Origin of the sequence: Janthinobacterium sp. OK676, from assembly GCF_900103595.1 — a bacterium.
Taxonomy (GTDB): domain Bacteria; phylum Pseudomonadota; class Gammaproteobacteria; order Burkholderiales; family Burkholderiaceae_D; genus Janthinobacterium.
In genome coordinates, this window is sequence record NZ_FNHA01000003.1 from 208,463 (window position 1) to 227,057 (window position 18,595).

Annotated in this window: 17 protein-coding genes; 3 read left to right on the forward strand and 14 right to left on the reverse strand. The window is 63.3% G+C overall.

Going from position 1 to position 18,595, the window contains the following annotated elements:
- Positions 1–9: 9 nt before the first annotated feature.
- From BLU39_RS07790 to paaA, 11 genes are all read right to left on the reverse strand, one after another.
- Positions 10–1,161 (reverse strand): ABC transporter substrate-binding protein, encoded by a 1,152-nt coding sequence (locus tag BLU39_RS07790; RefSeq protein WP_092711653.1) that lies wholly within the window; start codon positions 1,159–1,161, stop codon positions 10–12.
- An 82-nt stretch (positions 1,162–1,243) separates the two neighbouring features.
- Entirely contained in the window at positions 1,244–2,449 is a 1,206-nt protein-coding gene (pcaF, locus tag BLU39_RS07795) for a 3-oxoadipyl-CoA thiolase (protein ID WP_092711655.1), read from the reverse strand.
- A 22-nt stretch (positions 2,450–2,471) separates the two neighbouring features.
- Positions 2,472–3,800, reverse strand: coding sequence for a phenylacetate--CoA ligase PaaK (paaK, locus tag BLU39_RS07800; RefSeq protein WP_092711657.1), 1,329 nt, complete (start codon positions 3,798–3,800; stop codon positions 2,472–2,474).
- 67 nt (positions 3,801–3,867) lie between these two features.
- Positions 3,868–4,314, reverse strand: a complete 447-nt coding sequence (gene paaI, locus BLU39_RS07805; protein ID WP_092711659.1) for a hydroxyphenylacetyl-CoA thioesterase PaaI — start codon at positions 4,312–4,314, stop codon at positions 3,868–3,870.
- Between the two features lies 1 nt (position 4,315).
- Positions 4,316–5,884: a 3-hydroxyacyl-CoA dehydrogenase PaaH gene (paaH, locus tag BLU39_RS07810; protein WP_092711661.1), complete on the reverse strand. Its 1,569-nt coding sequence runs from the start codon at positions 5,882–5,884 to the stop codon at positions 4,316–4,318.
- A gap of 1 nt (position 5,885) precedes the next feature.
- Positions 5,886–6,677 carry a 2-(1,2-epoxy-1,2-dihydrophenyl)acetyl-CoA isomerase PaaG gene (gene paaG / locus BLU39_RS07815; protein WP_092711663.1) on the reverse strand — a complete coding sequence of 264 codons (792 nt, stop codon included), beginning with the start codon at positions 6,675–6,677 and terminating at the stop codon, positions 5,886–5,888.
- Between the two features lie 90 nt (positions 6,678–6,767).
- Positions 6,768–7,847: a 1,2-phenylacetyl-CoA epoxidase subunit PaaE gene (gene paaE / locus BLU39_RS07820; protein WP_092711665.1), complete on the reverse strand. Its 1,080-nt coding sequence runs from the start codon at positions 7,845–7,847 to the stop codon at positions 6,768–6,770.
- Positions 7,848–7,887: 40 nt separating this feature from the next.
- Positions 7,888–8,433: a 1,2-phenylacetyl-CoA epoxidase subunit PaaD gene (gene paaD / locus BLU39_RS07825; protein WP_092711667.1), complete on the reverse strand. Its 546-nt coding sequence runs from the start codon at positions 8,431–8,433 to the stop codon at positions 7,888–7,890.
- Positions 8,433–9,200, reverse strand: a complete 768-nt coding sequence (paaC, locus tag BLU39_RS07830; protein WP_260687321.1) for a 1,2-phenylacetyl-CoA epoxidase subunit PaaC — start codon at positions 9,198–9,200, stop codon at positions 8,433–8,435. The genes paaD and paaC overlap by 1 nt, the downstream gene beginning before the upstream one ends.
- The gene (gene paaB / locus BLU39_RS07835; protein WP_034746356.1) at positions 9,200–9,484 is read right to left on the reverse strand and encodes a 1,2-phenylacetyl-CoA epoxidase subunit PaaB; all 285 of its coding nucleotides are present in this window, start codon (positions 9,482–9,484) and stop codon (positions 9,200–9,202) included. The genes paaC and paaB overlap by 1 nt, the downstream gene beginning before the upstream one ends.
- Before the next feature lie 27 nt (positions 9,485–9,511).
- Positions 9,512–10,501 (reverse strand): 1,2-phenylacetyl-CoA epoxidase subunit PaaA, encoded by a 990-nt coding sequence (gene paaA, locus BLU39_RS07840; RefSeq protein ID WP_092711669.1) that lies wholly within the window; start codon positions 10,499–10,501, stop codon positions 9,512–9,514.
- A 266-nt stretch (positions 10,502–10,767) separates the two neighbouring features.
- On the opposite strand from paaA, the gene paaX reads away from it, so the two are divergent.
- Positions 10,768–11,697: a phenylacetic acid degradation operon negative regulatory protein PaaX gene (paaX, locus tag BLU39_RS07845; RefSeq protein ID WP_092711671.1), complete on the forward strand. Its 930-nt coding sequence runs from the start codon at positions 10,768–10,770 to the stop codon at positions 11,695–11,697.
- A gap of 110 nt (positions 11,698–11,807) precedes the next feature.
- Here paaX and BLU39_RS07850 read toward each other — a convergent pair whose 3' ends face one another.
- Positions 11,808–12,062, reverse strand: a complete 255-nt coding sequence (locus tag BLU39_RS07850; RefSeq protein WP_092711673.1) for a hypothetical protein — start codon at positions 12,060–12,062, stop codon at positions 11,808–11,810.
- Between the two features lie 140 nt (positions 12,063–12,202).
- Here BLU39_RS07850 and BLU39_RS07855 point away from each other — a divergent pair, with 140 nt between their 5' ends.
- Both BLU39_RS07855 and BLU39_RS07860 read left to right on the forward strand, forming a co-directional pair.
- Positions 12,203–13,327: a M14 family metallopeptidase gene (locus tag BLU39_RS07855; protein WP_092711675.1), complete on the forward strand. Its 1,125-nt coding sequence runs from the start codon at positions 12,203–12,205 to the stop codon at positions 13,325–13,327.
- Between the two features lie 294 nt (positions 13,328–13,621).
- Positions 13,622–14,722: a cytochrome-c peroxidase gene (locus BLU39_RS07860; protein ID WP_254788916.1), complete on the forward strand. Its 1,101-nt coding sequence runs from the start codon at positions 13,622–13,624 to the stop codon at positions 14,720–14,722.
- A gap of 36 nt (positions 14,723–14,758) precedes the next feature.
- Here BLU39_RS07860 and BLU39_RS07865 read toward each other — a convergent pair whose 3' ends face one another.
- Positions 14,759–16,048 carry an aminotransferase class V-fold PLP-dependent enzyme gene (locus BLU39_RS07865; protein WP_092712203.1) on the reverse strand — a complete coding sequence of 430 codons (1,290 nt, stop codon included), beginning with the start codon at positions 16,046–16,048 and terminating at the stop codon, positions 14,759–14,761.
- Positions 16,049–16,063: 15 nt separating this feature from the next.
- The gene (locus tag BLU39_RS07870; protein ID WP_217635056.1) at positions 16,064–18,475 is read right to left on the reverse strand and encodes a TonB-dependent receptor plug domain-containing protein; all 2,412 of its coding nucleotides are present in this window, start codon (positions 18,473–18,475) and stop codon (positions 16,064–16,066) included.
- Positions 18,476–18,595 lie beyond the last annotated feature (120 nt).

Consider the following 18,595-nt stretch of genomic DNA (forward strand, 5'->3'; position numbering starts at 1 on the left):
TTTCGAACATCATTTCGACAATTGCCATTCACCGTTCTTCACTTCGACCATGCGGAACGCCGACAGGTCCAGGCCCATGTGGTCTTTGGCCGACATGTTGAACACGCCGGTCGTGCCGACAAAACCCTTGGTCGATTCCAGCGCCGCGCGCACTTTTTCGCGGTCCGTGCCGCCGGCGCGCTTGATGGCGTCCACCGACAGGTTCAGGGCGTCGAGCGCATAGCCGCCGAAGGTCGATGGATCGATCTTGTAGCGGTCTTTGTACGTCTTGTCGTAGCCGACAACGACGGCCTTCTGCGCGTCGCTGTCGGGCAGCATGGCGCCGATCAGCAAGGCTGGCGTTGGCAGGCGCACGCCTTCTGCGGCCTTGCCCGACAGTTTCAGATATTCGTCCGACGCCACGCCATGCGACTGGTACAGCGGCAGCGCGGCCATGCCCAGCTGGCCATAGTTCTTGGTCACCACGGCCGGGCCCTGGCCCAGGCCGAAGACGAAGACGGCTTGCACGCCTGCCGTGTTCTTGATGCGCGTGAGCTGCGCCGTGATGTCCGTGTCTTTCGGGCCGTAGGTTTCATCGGCCACCAGGGTGATGCCGTATTTGGAGGCGACGATTTGCGACTCCTTGCGGCCGGAGGCGCCAAAGCCGCTCGTTTCCGACAGCAGGCCCACCTTGCTGATGCCGCGCTTCTTCATGTCCTCGAACACCTTCTCGGCCGCCATGCGGTCCGTATGCGGCGTCTTGAAAACCCATTTCTTGACCGGGTCGATGATCACCACGGCGCCTGCCAGCGAGATGAACGGCATGCTGGCGCGCTCCACCAGCGGCGCCATCGCCATCGTCGCACCGGTGGTCGTGCCGCCGATCAGCACGTCGACCTTGTCGGACTCGATCAGGCGCTTGGTAAAGCCATTGGCCTTGGCGGCGTCGCTGCCATCGTCGTAATGCACGAGTTCGAGCTTGCGTCCCAGGACGCCGCCGGCCGCGTTGATCTTCTCGATGTACAGCTGCAGGGTTTTCAGTTCCGGGTCGCCCAGGAAGGCGGCCGGGCCCGTGACGGACAGCACGGAACCGATCTTGATGTTATCGGCCGCATACGCGCCCGCTGCGGACATGGCCAGCACGCCGGCGATCAGGGTTTTCTTGAAGATATTGGCAATCATTGTGGTCTCCACCAGGTTGGCACTACGGTCAATTATGGTCGGCGCTTTTTTACAAGCCTGCGCCTTTTTTGTTTTTACTTTGTTATACGCGTTCAATCACGACGGCAATCCCCTGCCCCACGCCGATGCACATGGTGCACAGCGCATAGCGCCCTCCCGTGCGCTCCAGTTGGTTCAGCGCGGCCATCACCAGGCGCGCGCCCGATGCGCCCAGCGGGTGGCCGATGGCAATCGCGCCGCCATTCGGGTTCACGTGGGCCGCGTCGTCCGCCAGCCCCAGGTCGCGCGTGACGGCCAGCGCCTGGGCGGCAAACGCCTCATTGAGTTCGATCACGTCCATCTGCTCGATGGTCAATCCCGTCTGCGCCAGCACCTTGCGCGTGGCCGGCGACGGGCCAAAACCCATGATGCGCGGCGCCAGGCCGGCCGTGGCCATGCCCAGCACTTTTGCGCGCGGCGTCAGCTTGTATTTGTCGACGGCGACGGCGGACGCCAGCAAGATCGCGCAGGCGCCATCGTTCAAGCCCGAGGCATTGCCGGCCGTGACGCTGCCATCCGCCTTGACCACGCCCTTGAGCTTTGCCAGCATCTCGATCGACGTATCGGGACGCGGATGTTCGTCGCTGGTGACCATCTTCGGATCACCCTTTTTTTGCGGCACGGCGATGGGCACGATTTCGCGCTCGAACACGCCGGCCGCGTGGGCGGCGGCCCAGCGCTGCTGGCTGCGCAAGGCCAGGGCATCCTGGTCGGCGCGGCTGATGCCGAACTCCACGGCCACGTTTTCCGCCGTTTCCGGCATGGTGTCGATGCCGTACTGCGCCTTCATCTTGCCGTTCACGAAGCGCCAGCCCAGGGTCGTGTCTTCGATCTTCGCCGCGCGCGAAAACGCGCTGTCGGCCTTGCCCATCACGAAAGGCGCACGCGTCATGCTTTCCACGCCGCCGGCGATGATCAGGTCCGCCTCGCCCGCCTTGATCGAGCGCGCCGCCAGGCCCACGGCATCCAGGCTGGAGCCGCACAGGCGGTTGATGGTATTGGCCGGCACGTCGACCGGCAGGCCGGCCAGCAGCGCGGCCATGCGGCCCACGTTGCGGTTGTCTTCGCCCGCCTGGTTGGCGCAGCCGTAGAACACGTCGTCGATGGCGGACCAGTCGACGGACGGGTTGCGGGCGATCAGCGCAGCGATCGGCAGCGCACCCAGGTCGTCCGCGCGCACGCTGGACAGCGCGCCGCCATAGCGGCCAAACGGAGTACGTACGGCGTCACAAATAAAGGCTTCGTTCATGTCTGCTTCCTTGTTCGGGCTATCAGGAGAAAATCTTCGGGCGCTGGTCGACCACGCGGCGGGCCTTGCCCGTCAGGGTGCGTTCGATGCCGGCAGCGGCCACCAGGCGCACGCGCGTGCTCACGCCCACGTGCGTCTTGATGCGGTGTTCCAGCTCGCGGGCCAGGGCGTCCGTCTCGCTGGCCGAAATGGTGGCGCTCAGGTCGATGCGCAGCTCGGCGATCACTTCCAGTTTGTCGAGGTGGCCGTCGCGCGTTACCACCAGCTGGTATTGCGGCGCCAGGCGCGGCATCTTGAGGATCAGCTCTTCGATCTGCGTGGGGAAGACGTTCACGCCGCGGATGATCAGCATGTCGTCCGAGCGGCCCGTGATCTTGCCGATGCGGCGCATCGAGCGCGAGGTCGGCGGCAGCAAGCGCGTCAGGTCGCGCGTGCGGTAGCGGATGATGGGCAGCGCCTCTTTCGACAAGGAGGTAAACACCAGCTCGCCCTCTTCGCCGTCCGGCAGCACTTCACCCGTTTCCGGATCGATGATCTCCGGGTAAAAATGGTCTTCCCAGATGACGGGACCGTCCTTGCTTTCGATGCATTCGGACGCCACGCCAGGACCCATCACTTCGGACAGGCCATAGATGTCGACGGCGTCGATGCCGGCGCGCGCCTCGATTTCCGAACGCATGGCGTCCGTCCACGGCTCGGCGCCGAAAATGCCCACCTTCAGCGACGATTCGGCCGGGTCCAGGCCCTGGCGCGTGAATTCCTCGATGATGTTGAGCATGTACGATGGCGTGACCATGATGATAGACGGCTTGAAATCCTGGATCAGCTGCACCTGCTTTTCCGTCTGCCCGCCGGACATCGGGATGACCGTGCAGCCCAGACGCTCGGCGCCGTAGTGCGCGCCCAGGCCGCCCGTGAACAGGCCATAGCCGTAGGAGATATGCACCATGTCGCCCGCGCGGCCGCCGCCGGCGCGGATCGAGCGCGCCACCACGTTGGCCCAGGTGTCGATGTCGTTCTGCGTGTAGCCGACCACCGTGGCCTTGCCCGTCGTGCCGCTCGATGCGTGGATGCGCACCACTTGCTCGCGCGGCACGGCGAACAGGCCGAACGGGTAATTGTCGCGCAAGACCTTTTTATCGGTGAACGGGAATTTGGCCAGGTCGGACAGGGATTTGAGGTCGTCCGGATGCACGCCCGCTTCGTCAAAAGCGGCGCGGTAATGGGGCACGTTGTCATACGCGTGCTTGAGCGTCCATTTCATGCGTTCGAGCTGCAGCGCCTGCAGTTCATCCTTGCTGGCGCGCTCGATCGGCTCGAGGTCATTCGGGGAAGGCGTACGTTGGACCATCATTGTCTCCTGTTTAATTCTTTAACTGTTCAATCGGTACCGGCAGTTCAAATCTGCTCTTGTCACTTCAATTGCTGATCACTTCACCGGCCACCCGGATCGACTTGCCGCGGAAGAGCGCAATGGCGCGCCCTTCCTGGTTGCTGACCTTGACGTCATAGACGCCGCTCTTGCCGGCCAGCGCCTGTTCGACGGCATGCGCCGTCAGCACGTCGCCTTCGCGGCCCGGTGCCAGGTAGTCGATGGTGCAGCCGGCGCCCACGGTATTCATGTTGTAGCTGTTGCAGGCAAAGGCGAAGGCGCTGTCGGCCAGGGCGAAGATGAAACCGCCGTGGCAGGTCTGGTGGCCGTTGAGCATGTTGGCGCGCACCGTCATCGTCATGCGCGCATGGCCGGGCCCCACGTCGGCCAGGGCGATGCCCATGGCGGCGGTGGCGTTATCGCGCGACAGCATGGAGGCGGCGGCCGCTTCGGCCAGGGCTTGCGCGGTCATGTTGTGGTCCTTATTTGACATATCATTCGGCATGAAAGCGATCTCCATTGGCGAGTTTGCGGCGCAACAGCGGCGATACCCGGTAGCGGTCTTCGCCATAGCCTTGCGCCAGGTGCTGCAATACGGTGACGATGTGCTGGATGCCGACGGCATCGGCCCAGGCCAGCGGTCCGCGCGGATAGTTCACGCCCTTCTGCATGGCGATATCGACGGCGGCCGCCGTGCACACGCCCTGGTTGACGGCGTCGGCCGCCTCGTTGGCCAGCATGGCGACCGTGCGCATGACGGCCAGGCCAGGCACGTCGTCCAGACGCGTGACGATGAAACCGGCGGCCTGGAACAGGCCGACGACGGCCGCGTAGGCGGCGTCGCTGCACTGGTCGGCGCGGGCCACGGCGATGCGTTTGGCACCGGCATAATCGAGCGCCAGGTCGAACAGCACCGTGTCCGGATGCTGGTTGTCGTGCGCGCGCTGGGTGGCGCTGCGGCCATCGGTGAGGTAAATCGCGGCGCCATGGCAATGCAGGGCCGGCGCTTCGTCGTGCGCCTGGCCTTCCTGCGTCACGCGGCGGCTGACGGTGATGCCGGCCTGCTCCAGGCGCTGCACCAGGCTGTGGATGATGCCGCTATGGCCACGGCCATCGCCGCCGATGGCGGCCGACAGGGCGACGAATTCCGGGGTCGCTTGCGCGCCTTCCGCCTGCGCCACAGGCGCGCTGGCGCCTTCGCCATACGGGTAGAAGCCACGGCCCGATTTGCGGCCGAGGAAACCGGCGTTGACCATTTCCTGCTGCAGCACGGAAGGCGTGAAGCGCGGATCGTTGAAATAGGCGCCGAACACGGATTGCGTGACGGAGAAATTCACGTCGTGGCCGATCAGGTCCATCAATTCGAAGGGCCCCATGCGGAAACCGCCCGCTTCGCGCAGCACCGCATCGATGGTGGCGGCATCGCCCGCCTGCTCGTTCAACAGGCGCCAGCCTTCCGCGTAAAACGGACGGGCGACACGGTTGACGATGAAGCCCGGCGTCGATTTCGCATGCACGGGGTTCTTGCCCCAGGCGATGGACGTGTCGTAGACGGTGGCGGCCACTTGCTCGCTGGTGGCCAGGCCACTGATCACTTCCACCAGCGCCATCAGGGGCACGGGATTAAAGAAATGCATGCCGACCAGGCGCTCCGGACGGCGCAGCTTGGCGGCAATCGCCGTGACGGAAATCGACGACGTGTTCGTCGCCAGGATGCAGTCGTCGCCGACCAGCGCTTCCAGTTCGGCGAACAGGCCGCGCTTGACGTCGAGGTTTTCCACGATGGCTTCGACCACCAGGGCGCAATCGCTCACATCGGCCAGGCTGCCGGCCGCCTGCAGACGCGCCGTGGCGGCCGCCGCTTCATCTGCCGTCATGCGGCCCTTTTCGGCCAGCTTCGCGTACATCTTGCCGATATCGAGCAGGGCCTTGCTGACGGCCTCCGCGCGCGTGTCGTACAGTTTGACGCGGTAACCGGCGGCGGCGGCCACCTGCGCGATGCCGGCGCCCATGGCGCCGCTGCCGATGACGGCGACGATACTGTTGTTGTCCAAAGCTGCCATATCAATGTCCCTTGAATTGCGGTGCGCGCTTTTCCATGAAGGCGGCCACGCCTTCGCGGTAATCGTCGCTGTTACCGAGATCGCTCATCATGCGCGCTTCCAGCGCCAGCTGCTGCGGCAGGGTATTGGCGCCGCTGGCGGCCAGCGCCTGCTTGGTGCAGGCCAAACCCTTGGTCGGCGCCGTGGAAAAGTGCACGGCCAGCTTGCTCGTTTCTTCGGCCAGCTGCGCGTCGTCCACGCATTTCCAGATCAGGCCCCAGTCTTCCGCTTTTTCCGCCGTCAGTTTTTCACCGAGCATGGCCAGGCCCATGGCGCGCGCCGAACCGATCAAGCGTGGCAGGAAGAAGGTGCCGCCCGTGTCCGGGATCAGGCCCAGCTTGCAGAACACTTCGACGAAGCTGGCCGACTTGCCGGCGATGACGATGTCGCAGGCCAGCGCCAGGTTGGCGCCCGCACCGGCGGCCACGCCGTTGACGGCGCAGATCACGGGCATGGGCAATGCCTTCAAGGCCAGCACCAGCGGCGCATAGTTCTTTTCCACGGATTCGCCCAGGTCCACGCCCTTCGAACCCGGCTCCACGGCGCGGTCGGACAAATCCTGGCCCGCGCAAAAACCGCGGCCCGCGCCCGTCAGCACGAAGACGCGCACGGTGTTGTCTGCATTGACCTTGGCAATCGCGTCGCGCACTTCTTCGTGCATGGCTTGGGTGAAGCTATTGAGTTTGTCGGGACGGTTCAGGGTCAGGGTGGCGATGCCCTGCTCGATGGTGAAGAGGATGTTTTGGTAGGTCATGGCGTGTCTCGGTTTTTAGTTTTCAACCCAAGGACAAGTGCCGGGGTCGGACCTTAAGGTCCGACCCCAGTCTTCGCTTGGGGTCTGATGTTATTCAGCCTGGTCGAAGTCGACGACCACCTTGTCGGTCAGCGGAAAACTCTGGCAACTGAGGACGAAACCGCGCGCCACTTCGTAGTCTTCCAGCGCGTAGTTGACGTCCATTTCGACTTTGCCGTCGAGGATCTTGCAGCGGCAGGTCGAGCATACGCCACCCTTGCACGAGTAGCGCATGTCCAGCCCGGCGCGCAGGCCCGCGTCGAGGATCGATTCCTTGTCCTTGTCCATCGTGAAGGTAGTCTGGTTGCCGTCCATGATGACGGTCACTTCCGTTTCCTGCACAGTGTCGGCGGCCAACTGGGCGCGCGGCTTGTGGGCATTTTTCGGGATGCTGGCGGCGAACAGTTCGATCTTGATGTTCTGCTTGGGCATGCCGGCCGCCTGCAGGGCGGCGGACACGCCCAGCATCATGTCTTCCGGGCCGCAGATGAAGGCGTTGTCGTAGTCTTCGACCTTGATCCAGTGCTGCAGGAACTGTTCGCATTTTTCTTGCGTGATGCGGCCGTTGAACAATTCGATGTCCTGCTGCTCGCGGCTCATCACGTAGACGAGGTTCAGACGCTCCAGGTACACATCCTTCAAGTCCGTCAATTCTTCCTTGAAGATGACGGACGACGAAGCGCGGTTGCCGTAGAACAGGGTAAAGCGGCTCAGGGGTTCCGTCAGCAGGGTCGTCTTGATGATGGAGAGGATGGGCGTGATGCCGCTGCCTGCCGCAAAGGCCAGGTAGTGCTTGCGGTTGACGCAATCGAGCGGCACGTTGAAATGGCCCATGGGCGGCATCACCTCGATGGTGGCGCCGGCCTTGAGGGTATCGTTCGCCCAGGTGGAGAAAGCGCCGCCCGGCGTGCGCTTGATGGCCACGCGCAGGGTGCCGTCCTGCACCGCCGAACAGATGGAATACGAGCGGCGCACGTCTTCCGCATTGATATTGGCGCGCAGGGTCAGGTGCTGGCCCTGCTGGAAGCGGAACTGCTGCTGCAATTCAAATGGCACGTCGAACGTGACGGCGATGGTGTCGCGCGTTTCGTTGCGCACGTTCGCTACGCACAGCGGATAAAATTTACTCATGCTTCATCTCCAGTTTCTTCGGAACGTGTGCCTGATTTTTTTAGTGGCACTTGAAGTAGTCAAACGGTTCGCGGCAAGCCATGCATTTGTACAGGGCCTTGCACGGCGTGGAGCCGAACTGGCTGGTCAGCTGCGTATGGGTCGAGCCGCAGTTCGGGCAGATCACGTCCAGCTTCGGCATGGGCTGACGCTTGACGCCACCTGCTGTTCCTCTACCAAGGCCGCTGATGTCGATCACCTGCTGCTGCGGCGGGGCGATGCCATAGCCTTTCAGCTTGGCCTTGCCCGCTTCGCTCATCCAGTCCGTCGTCCACGCGGGCGCCAGCTGGTTCACCAGCGTGACCTTGGCCACGCCGTGGCTGCGCAAGGCATCCGTGACGGCATCGGCAATCACCTGCATCGCCGGGCAACCCGAATAGGTCGGGGTGATCGTCACCACACAAGCGTCGCTGCCGGTCACTTCGACGGCGCGCACGATACCCAGGTCCACCACCGAAATGACGGGGATTTCCGGGTCCGGCACATCGCCGAGCCAGGCCCAGACCTGGGCGGCGTCAAGCGCCGCGGCGCCAGCGGCCGTGTTCATTACCACTCCGCCCCGGGATAGGCGCGCTGCAGGAACTGCATCTCGGCCAGGATAAAGCCCAGGTGCTCCGTGTGCGTGCCCTGCTTGCCGCCCTTCTGCATCCAGGCGTCGGGCGCCGGCATGGTCAGGGTGGCTTCGGCGAAGATCTCGGCCACGTGTTCGAGGAAAGCGCGGCGCAGCACGTCCGATGGCGGCGCGATGCCGGCGGCAACCATGGCCTGGTCGACGGCGTCGTACGTGAACATCTCGCCCGTGTACATCCACAGCTTGTCGGCCGCAGCCTGCGTTTTCGCGTGGCTGTCGGCCGTACCGTCGCCGAGGCGCACGATCAGGTCGCCGCTGCGGCGCAAGTGATACGTGACTTCCTTGATCGATTTTTGCGCCACTTCGACGATGCGCGCATCCGTCGATTTCGTCAGTTCCAGCAGCTGGAAGTAATGCCAGCTGTCGAAAAAGAACTGGCGCATCATGGTGTCGGCGTAATTGCCGTTCGGCTGTTCGACCAGCAGGCAGTTCTTGAAATCGTGGGCGTCGCGCAAAAAGGCGATGTCGTCCTCGTCGCGGCCCGCGTTTTCCAGTTCGGCCGCATAGCTGAACCACAAGCGCGTCTGGCCCAGCAAGTCCAGCGCCACGTTGGTCAGCGCCATGTCTTCTTCCAGCGCCGGCCCCTTGCCGCACAGCTGCGACAGCTGCTGGCTGAGGATCAGGGCGTTGTCGCCCAGGCGCAAGAGGTAATTGACCTTGTCATCCATTGCAGGCGCTCCCATCACAGGTTCTTGACTTCTTCCGGCATCGGGAAGAAGGTGGGATGGCGGTACACCTTGCTGTTCGACGGTTCGAACAGGGCGCCCTTGTCGCCGGGGCTGCTGGCGACGATATCGGCCGCGCGCACCACCCAGATGCTCACGCCTTCATTGCGGCGCGTGTAGACGTCGCGCGCATGGTTGACCGCCATGGTGGCGTCGGAAGCGTGCAGGCTGCCCACATGCTTGTGCGCCAGGCCGTGCTGGCTGCGGATGAAAACTTCCCACAATGGCCATTCTTTGCTCATGTTGCTATCCCCTTTTATCGATGTTTTTCAGGCTGCCGCTTTGCTAGCGGCTTGCTTGTCTGCGTAGGCGACCAAGGCATCGCGGAACCATGCGCCGTCTTCATACGCTTTGACGCGCGTTTGCAGGCGTTCGCGGTTGCACGGGCCATTGCCCTTCAGGACGTCGTTGAACTCGGACCAGTCGATCTCGCCGAATTCATAATGGCCTGTTTCCGCATTGAACTTCAGGTCGGGATCGGGCACGGTCAAGCCCAGGTATTCGATCTGCGGCACGGTCTGGTCAACCATGCGCTGGCGCAGTTCGTCGTTCGAGAACAGCTTGATGCGCCATTGCGCCGACTGGGCGCTGTTGACGGAGGCGGCATCGGACGGGCCGAACATCATCAGGGACGGCCACCACCAGCGGTTCAAGGCATCTTGCGCCATGGCTTTCTGCGCGGGCGTGCCCTTGCACAGCGACATCATGATGTCGTAGCCCTGGCGCGCATGGAACGATTCTTCCTTGCAGACGCGGATCATGGCGCGCGCATACGGTCCATACGAGCAGCGGCACAGGGGAATCTGGTTGATGATGGCGGAACCGTCAACGAGCCAGCCGATGGCGCCCATGTCGGCCCACGACAGGGTGGGATAGTTGAAGATGCTCGAATACTTGGCTTTGCCCGAGTGCAAGGCGGCCAGCAAGTCGTCGCGCGACACGCCCAGGGTTTCCGCGGCGCTGTACAGGTACAGGCCGTGGCCCGCTTCGTCCTGGATCTTCGCCAGCAGGATGGACTTGCGTTTCAGGGTCGGGGCGCGCGTGACCCAGTTACCTTCGGGCAATTGACCGACGATTTCCGAGTGCGCGTGCTGCGAAATCTGGCGGATCAGGGTCTTGCGGTAGGCGTCCGGCATCCAGTCCTTGGCCTCGATCTTGATGCCTTCGTCGATGCGCGCCTGGAAAGCGCGCTCTTCCTGGCCCATGTCGTCGAGGGAACGGACGTTCTTGAGGCCGGTTTCAACCATTTGTGCGTACATGATGTGTCTCCCATGTCTTTGATTTGCGCAGCAACGCGGTGCGATGAACAGATAATACGATACAAAAAACGATTTGCATACACTTGATGTGAATCATTTTAAAAATTCGTATCTTGTGCCGCTTTTTTGTGCGTATGATATTGCTTATGAGAAAACACCATAAAGCGCGACCAGCGCTTCCGGCAAATTATTGCCGCGCTACCCGCGCAGCCAAGTAAACTGCTGCTTTTATTGAACCGACCGCTACACGGCCAGACCGGAACCACATGAAGAACACCCGCTGCACGGCATGGATAGCCGATTTCCTGGAAAGCGACCCACCGCGCTCGAAGTCCCTGGTGATGACCATCTTTGGCGACGCCATCGTGCCGCGCGGCGGCGCCATCTGGCTGGGCAGCCTGATCGAACTGCTGGCGCCATTTGGCGTCAATGACCGGCTATTGCGCACCAGCGTGTTCCGCCTGGCGCAGGAAGGCTGGCTCAGCTCGCAGCGCGACGGCCGCCGCAGCGCCTATACGATACGCCCGGAGGCCCTGGCCCGCTTCGAACGCGCTTACCGCCGCATCTATGCGCCGCTGGTCGTGCACTGGGATGGCAGCTGGACCCTGGTGATCGGGCCGGCCGGCAGCATCGGCGCGGCCGAGCGGGGGGCGCTGCGCAAGGAATTATTGTGGGCCGGCTACGGCTTGATTTCTCCCGGCATCTTTGGCCACCCGGCCAGCAATGCGGAGGCGCTGGAAGATATCCTCGTGCGCAACGAGGTGCAGGGCAAGCTGTACGTTTGCCACACAAAAGAGTTGCCGGGTGTCAGCACGCGTCCCCTGCGCGACATGGTGGGCGACTGCTGGGACTTGTCGGAAGTGATGGCCGGCTACGAAAAATTCATCGCCAGCTTCCAGCCCCTGCTGACCTTGCTCCAGCAGGAACCCGTGTTCGACGCGGAGCAAGCGTTCGTCATCCGCTCGCTGCTGACGCACGCCTACCGCCGCGTGCAGTTGCACGACCCGCAACTGCCCGTCGAACTGCTGCCCGAACCGTGGCCCGGCACGCAAGCCTATGCGCTGGCGCGCGACCTGTACCGCATCACGTATGCGGCGGCCGAGGAACATATCCTGGCCACCCTGCGGCGCGAGGATGAGCATGCCCCCGACGTCGAGCCGTGGTTTTTTGAACGTTTTGGCGGACTGAACACCTGAGAAAACGTCCATGGCGGCGTTGCAGGGCCTAGGCGTACATTCGTACTGCCTGCGGCCCTGCGCCTTGCCCTGAACATTTTTCAGGCGTTCAGGAATAAGTCACTACCTGCTCACTGCTTTACCGCCACTTGCTTGGCCCCTGCCAACAAATCCTGCCCCAGCTTTTCCAGCGCATTGGCCTGCACCAGCATGGTGTCGAGGATGGCGACGTTGAAGGTGTATTCGGCCGGCGTCGTATAGCCGGGAAAGCGCAGGATGCGCAGCAATTCCTGCAAGGTCGTGCCCTTGCCCAGGTGCGCCAGGGCGTCGCTGAGGGCGCTGACTTTCTTTTCCAGCTCGTGTATGTGCTTGCCGTTGTCGTTCATGATGCTCTCCCGTGTTGGAACTTCCACGTTAGCAAAGCACGTCCGTCGTCGTTTGCGCCAGCACAAAGGCGCGCCTAAAACGGGTATCATCGCGCCATTGCACACGATGCAAAACCCATACGTTTTTATCAGGAACACACATGACCATTAAAATCAGCCAGCAATTCGACGCCGGCGCGATCGAGGTGCTGCGCGCCGACGATGCCCACTCCATCGAGCTGAACATCCGCAAGGATTCCCACGCCGACATCACGCAGTGGTTTTACTTCCGCCTGCAAGGCGCGCAAGGCGAGGCATGCACGATCCGCTTCATGAACGCAGGCAAGTCGGCCTACCCGGACGGCTGGAAAGATTACCAGGCCGTGGCCAGCTACGACCGCGAAACGTGGTTCCGCGTGCCCACCAGCTTTGACGGCACGGTGATGACCATCGAACATACGCCCGAAGAAGAAAGCGTGTACTACGCCTACTTCGAACCGTACCCATGGGACCGCCACCTGGCCCTGATCGACAGCGCGCAAGCGTCGCCGCTGGTGCGCCTGGTCGACCTGGGCAGCACCGTCGAAGGCCGCGACATGAATTTGCTGGTCGTCGGCGACGCCGATGCGGAGAAAAAAGTCTGGGTCATCGCGCGCCAGCACCCGGGCGAGACGATGGCCGAATGGTTTGTCGAAGGCATGCTCGAAGCCTTGCTGGACCAGGCCAATCCGTTTGCCCGCCAGTGCCTGCAAGACGCCGTCTTCTACGTGGTGCCGAACATGAACCCGGACGGCTCCGTGCATGGCAACCTGCGCACCAACGCGACCGGCGCCAACCTGAACCGCGAATGGATGACGCCGACGATGGAACGCAGCCCGGAAGTATTCCTGGTGAAACAGAAAATGCATGAAATCGGCTGCGACCTGTTCCTCGACGTGCATGGCGACGAAGGCTTGCCTTACGTCTTCGTGGCGGGCAGCGATGCGCTGGAAAATTTCACGCCGGCGCAAAAAGCCGAGCAAGACCGCTTCATCGCCGACTTCAAGGTGGCCAGCCCCGACTTCCAGGATGAGCACGGCTACGAAGACGGCCCGTTCACGCCGGAAGTGCTGACCATGGGTTCGCCCCACATCACGCACGCCTTCGGCTGCCTGTCGCTGACCCTGGAATTGCCGTTCAAGGACAATGCCAACGATCCCGACCCGCAAACGGGCTGGAGCGGCGCCCGCAGCGCCGCCCTGGGCGCGGCCGTGCTGCAGCCTATCCTGTCGACCTTGCGCGCCTGATCCACGCATGATGCCGGCCCGCCACGCATGCGGTGGCGGGCCAGTCCAGGCCGGCGGCGCCCCTGCCGTCGGCTATTTTCCTGCCACTTTTTTGCGCATCGCAACATCGTAAATCGTTGCCACGCCGCCCATTGCTGCCTATACTGGCCCCAGCACTTCTGTCCCCCTTCTTGCCGACAACTCATCCTGCCCATGATCACTCGAGACCAGCCATGCGCCACGGCGCGCTTTTTCAGGAGTAAATTTGCACACGTGTGCATATTCTTGTTTGCCAGCTTGTCTGGCATGCCAGGCATGGCGGCCGAACTCAGCCCGGCCGCGCAGCTGGGACGGCAAATTTTCCACGATGCCAGCCTGTCCGCCTCGGGCAAGCAGTCGTGCGCCAGCTGTCACGACCCGGCCCACGCTTACGCGCCCGGCAACAAGCTGGCCGTGCAACTGGGAGGCGCCGATGGCCAGGCGCCCGGCTACCGCGCCACGCCATCGCTGCGCTACCTGGAACACACGCCCCCTTTCCGCTTTGATGAGGAAGGCGCGCCCAACGGCGGCATCAACCGCGACGGCCGCGCCGCCAGCCTGGCAGAACAGGCGGAGCGGCCGTTCCTGGCAGCGCACGAAATGGCCAATGCCAGCACGGATGCGGTGGTGGAACGGCTGCGCAAGGGCAGTTACGCGCAAGCATTCCAGCGCGTCTTTGGCGAGGCCATCTTTGCGCAGCCACAACAGGCATTCAGCCGCATCACCTATGCCTTGCAGCAATTCCAGCAGGAAGAGCCGGACTTCCACCGCTACGATTCCAAATATGACCTCTACCTGGCCAACAAGGTTCCGCTGGAACTGGCCGAATTGCGGGGTCTGGCCCTGTTCAACGATGAACGCAAGGGCAATTGCGCCGCGTGCCACCCCAGCGTGCGGGGCGACCATGGCACGCCGCCCTTGTTCACAGACTTCAGTTTCGACAATCTGGGCGTGCCGCGCAATATGCGCATTCCAGCCACGGCCGATCCTGCCTATTTCGACCTGGGCTTGTGCGGCCCCGACCGCACGGACCTGGCGACAAAAGGCGAGTTATGCGGCGCCTTCAAGGTGCCCAGCCTGCGCAATGTCGCCACGCGGCAGGTGTTTTTTCATAACGGCGTGTTCGATAACCTGACGGATGCCCTGCGTTTTTATGTGCGGCGCGATACGCATCCGCAAGAATGGTATCCGCGCGACAAACGGGGAAAAGTGCAGAAATTCAACGACGTGCCGGCCCGGTACCGTGCCAGCGTGAACATCACCGAGGCCCCGTTCGACCGCAGGCGCGGCATGGCGCCCGCGCTGACGGCGGGCGAGATCGAGGATATGGTGAAATTCCTGGCCACCCTGACGGATGGCTATCAGGTACAGCAATGACGGCGGAGGGCGCCACCGCTGGCGCCCCCGCATCCATCAGGTGCGAGCCACCTTGCGCAGGGCATCGACCAGCTTGTCCAGGTGCGACTCCGGCGTAAAGATGCCTGGCGTCACGCGCACGCACGCGCCCGACGCGAGGCCGTCGCGCGGCACGGCAAAGATGCCGTGCTGCTGCACCAGCTGTTTCGACAAGGCATAACTGTCGGCCACGCTGCTCTTGCCTGTCAAGCGGAACGACGCGATGGCGCTCGTCAGGCGCGGGTCGCTCGATGCCAGCACTTCGATGCCATCGATGGCGCGTGCCGCTTCCACCCAGCGGTTGCGCAGCAGCCGCAGCCGGGCCTGCTTGTTGGCCACGCCGATCTGCGCGTGCAATTCCAGCGCCTTCGGCAAGCTCAGGTAGGCGGCGAAATTGACCGTGCCCGTGTGCACGCGCGAACGGATATCGTCGCCCGCCTTTTCACCAAGCCAGGGGTCGATATCGGCCACCCTGCCCCGCTTGATGTAGGCGGCACCCACGCCCACGGGCGCGCCTATCCATTTATGCAGGTTGATGCCTGCAAAATCCGCCTGCAAGTCGGGGATCGTCATGTCCAGCTGGCCGAAGCCGTGCGCCGTATCGACGATGACGTCGATGCCCCGTTCGCGCGCCAGGCGGCTGATTTCCGCCACGGGCAAGACCATGCCGTTGCGGTGGTTCACGTGCGTGAGCAGCATCAGCTTCAGCTTTGGATGACGCGCCATGGCGTCGGCATAGGCGGCGATCACGTTGTCATGCGTAAATGGCTCCGGCACGGCAATATGGACCACCTCGGCGCCGCGCCGCTGCTGCAGCCAGCGCGTGACGGTGATCATATTGTCGTAATCGATGTCCGCGTACAGCACCGTATCGCCGGGCTGCAAGCGGTTATAGCCGGCGATCAGCACTTGCAGCGCTTCCGTGGCGCCCCGCGTCAGCACGATTTCATCGGTCGCCACGCCCAGCGCCCTGGCCGCCGCCGCCCGCGCCGCCTCGAAGTCGGCAGGAAAGCGCATGCGCGCATACCAGGCGTTGTCGCGGTTCACCATCGCCAGTTGCTGCTCGTAATGTTCCAGCACGGGCCTGGCCATGGAGCCCCAGAAGGCATTGTCGAGCTGTATCACGTCCGCGGGATGGTCGTATTGTGCGGCCACCGCCTGCCAGTAAGCCTGGTTGGTGGCCAGCACGTCCGGCGTGGCGCCCACCGGCACCGCCGGCAAAGGTAGCGCCAGCGCGGCGCCCGCAGTAAAAGGCAGCGCCGCCGCCAGCGATCCCGCGCGCAGCAAGGCGCGGCGTTGTGGATTCATGTTCAACATAGCCCCTCAGAATTTAAGTTTGTACTCGACGTACAGATTGCGGCCATCCGTGTCGTACGGCGCGTTGCGCGAATAGATCAGACCGCGGCTGGCCTGGAAGGTTGCCTCGTCAGGATATTTGTCCAGCACATTGTCGACGCCAGCGCGTATCGATTGCTTGTCGCTGATCTTGTAGCCGACGGCCAGGTCAAGAAATTGCATGGCGCCAAAACGCTGGAAGATATCGCCCGTGGCATTGCCGGAATTGTCCGTCCACGCGCCGTAGTAGCGCACGCGGGCCAGCGTATTCCAGCTGCCGAGGTCATAGTTGCCGCTGATGGTGGCTTTCTGGCGGGGCAAACGTTCTTCGAAGACCTGGCGCTGGGCCGGGTTCGTCACCAGGCTGGACTTGCCGCCGTCGACTGTCGTCGTGTTGTAGTTGTAGGCCAGGGTCAGGTTCAGCTTGCCGTCGCCGACGCGGCTCAGGTGGCTGCCGACGATATCGATGCCGCGCGTGGTGGTGTCGAAATCATTCGTGAAATAGCTGACGGACGTGTAGCGCAGCGGATTGGCCACGCCGGCCGGCACGGCGAATGCGGCGGACGTGCTGAAGCGGTCGCTGACCTGGATGTCATACACGTCGACGGAACCGGAGAAGCCCGCCGGCGTCTTCCAGGTAAAACCCAGCGACAGGTTCTTCGATTTTTCCGGCTTCAGCGCCTGCGCGCCGAGCAGGATGGCCAGCGGATCGTTGTTGGCCAGGCGGCCGCTGGTAAACAACAGCAGGGTCTTGGTGTCGAGGCCCTGGTTCGTGCTGTTGGTGTTCGACTGGCCCGGCGTTGGCGCGCGGAAACCGGTCGAGTAGGAGCCGCGCAAGGCCATGTTGTCGCTCAAGACATAACGGGCCGACAGCTTGCCATTGACGGTGCTGCCGAATTCCGAGAAATGTTCATAGCGGGCCGCGCCGCCCAGGCTCAGGGCGCGGGTCAGCGGCACTTCCACGTCCAGGTAGGCCGCGTAGCTATCCTGGCCCCAGCTGCCGGCCTGGCGGTCGCTGAAGCCGGGCGCGCCGTTCGCGTTCGCATCGAGGCCGATGGCCGCGCCTGGCCCCACCGTCCACGACGCCGTATCGCCCGCCTTCACGCCATAGCTTTCATTGCGCGCCTCGGCACCGAAGGCGATGTTGACCGGTTGCGGCAAGGATGCCATGGACAATTCATAGTTGAAGTTGGCGTTGAGGATCTTTTCCGTCTGCGACAACTGGCCCAGGTAGAACGCCGTCGGACTGCCGGGGCCCATCGAGGCATTGATGGAATTGGCCAGATTGTAGTCGATGCGGTTGCGGCCCCAGGAGGCGCTCACGTCCCAGCCGAAGCGGTCGTTGAAATGGCCGCGCACGCCGGCCACCACCTGCATGTCATCCTGCTCGTTCGAATAGCTGGGGCTGAAGCCGAGCGGGTAGATGCTGCGCAAGTCCCAGCCTGGGAACAGGGTGCTGGTTTTATACGCGCCCGTGCTGGTGTCCGGGTTACGCCAGTTAAAGTCCGAGGTGCCATCGCTGCGGCTGAACAGGCCGAAGCCGTACAGTTCCGCCGTGTCGGACAGGGCCATGCTGGCATTGAAGCCGATGCGCTTGCTGTCGAGCTCAGGCTGGCCCCAGCGCTGCACGGGATTGGGCACCTTCAGTTCCGGATGGGCATTCTGGAAGGCGATCGCATCGGCCCGCTGGCGCGTGCGCGAGGTGGGATCGGACTTGGCCAGGGCGCCGAAAATCGTCGCCTTGCCCGTCTCGCCAAAGGTGAAACCCGTCTTCAGGTTGATCTCATTGCCCTTGCCGTCCCCTTCCGAATACTGCGAGTGGTGCACGGAGAGCTCCGTGCCGGGCGTATCGTCGAGAATGATGTTGATCACGCCGGCGATCGCGTCGGAACCGTACTGGGCCGAGGCACCGTCGCGCAGCACTTCGATGCGCTTGATGGCGGAGACGGGAATCTGCGCCAGGTCGGGCGCCTGCGCGCCGCGGGCACCGAGCAGAGCACTGCGGTGGAAGCGCTTGCCATTGACCAGCACCAGGGTCTGGTCCGGCGACAGGCCGCGCAAGGTTGCGGGGCGCACGAAGACTTGTCCGTCAGCCATCGGCAAGCGCTGCACCACGTACGACGGCACCAGTTGCGCCAGCACGTCGTTCAAGTCCGACGACTCGACGGCGCCGATGTCTTCGCGGTTGAACACATCCACGGGCGCCATGGTGTCGAATTGCGTGCGGTTGCTGCCGCGCGTGCCCGTGACGATCACGGCTGGCGGGGCATCGCTGGCGTCGCTGGCGCTAACGGGGGCAGCGGGCGCGGCGCCATGGGCCTGGGCCTGATTGGTGAACACGGCGGTCATGGCACACATCAGGGCCACCGCGCGGGCGATGCGGGTACGGGAGTAGGTCATGGGAGAGTCAGTTGGCAGGTTGGATCAACAACGACGCGATGCCGCAAGACAGCATCTTGCATGAAATATCACGAAGTTCGGCTTACTTACATTAAAAGCATTTAAATTTCGCCAATAACG

Bases quoted from the DNA above. Each gene is read 5' to 3' on its own strand.
- pcaF (WP_092711655.1), bottom strand. From the start codon at position 2,449: ATGAACGAAGCCTTTATTTGTGACGCCGTACGTACTCCGTTTGGCCGC.
- paaB (WP_034746356.1), bottom strand. From the start codon at position 9,484: ATGAGCAAAGAATGGCCATTGTGGGAAGTTTTCATCCGCAGCCAGCAC.
- paaG (WP_092711663.1), bottom strand. From the start codon at position 6,677: ATGACCTACCAAAACATCCTCTTCACCATCGAGCAGGGCATCGCCACC.
- BLU39_RS07790 (WP_092711653.1), bottom strand. From the start codon at position 1,161: ATGATTGCCAATATCTTCAAGAAAACCCTGATCGCCGGCGTGCTGGCC.
- paaC (WP_260687321.1), bottom strand. From the start codon at position 9,200: ATGGGAGCGCCTGCAATGGATGACAAGGTCAATTACCTCTTGCGCCTG.
- paaE (WP_092711665.1), bottom strand. From the start codon at position 7,847: ATGAGTAAATTTTATCCGCTGTGCGTAGCGAACGTGCGCAACGAAACG.
- paaH (WP_092711661.1), bottom strand. From the start codon at position 5,884: ATGGCAGCTTTGGACAACAACAGTATCGTCGCCGTCATCGGCAGCGGC.
- paaK (WP_092711657.1), bottom strand. From the start codon at position 3,800: ATGGTCCAACGTACGCCTTCCCCGAATGACCTCGAGCCGATCGAGCGC.
- BLU39_RS07870 (WP_217635056.1), bottom strand. From the start codon at position 18,475: ATGACCTACTCCCGTACCCGCATCGCCCGCGCGGTGGCCCTGATGTGT.
- BLU39_RS07855 (WP_092711675.1), top strand. From the start codon at position 12,203: ATGACCATTAAAATCAGCCAGCAATTCGACGCCGGCGCGATCGAGGTG.
- paaI (WP_092711659.1), bottom strand. From the start codon at position 4,314: ATGTCAAATAAGGACCACAACATGACCGCGCAAGCCCTGGCCGAAGCG.
- paaX (WP_092711671.1), top strand. From the start codon at position 10,768: ATGAAGAACACCCGCTGCACGGCATGGATAGCCGATTTCCTGGAAAGC.
- paaD (WP_092711667.1), bottom strand. From the start codon at position 8,433: ATGAACACGGCCGCTGGCGCCGCGGCGCTTGACGCCGCCCAGGTCTGG.
- BLU39_RS07860 (WP_254788916.1), top strand. From the start codon at position 13,622: ATGGCGGCCGAACTCAGCCCGGCCGCGCAGCTGGGACGGCAAATTTTC.
- BLU39_RS07850 (WP_092711673.1), bottom strand. From the start codon at position 12,062: ATGAACGACAACGGCAAGCACATACACGAGCTGGAAAAGAAAGTCAGC.
- BLU39_RS07865 (WP_092712203.1), bottom strand. From the start codon at position 16,048: ATGAATCCACAACGCCGCGCCTTGCTGCGCGCGGGATCGCTGGCGGCG.
- paaA (WP_092711669.1), bottom strand. From the start codon at position 10,501: ATGTACGCACAAATGGTTGAAACCGGCCTCAAGAACGTCCGTTCCCTC.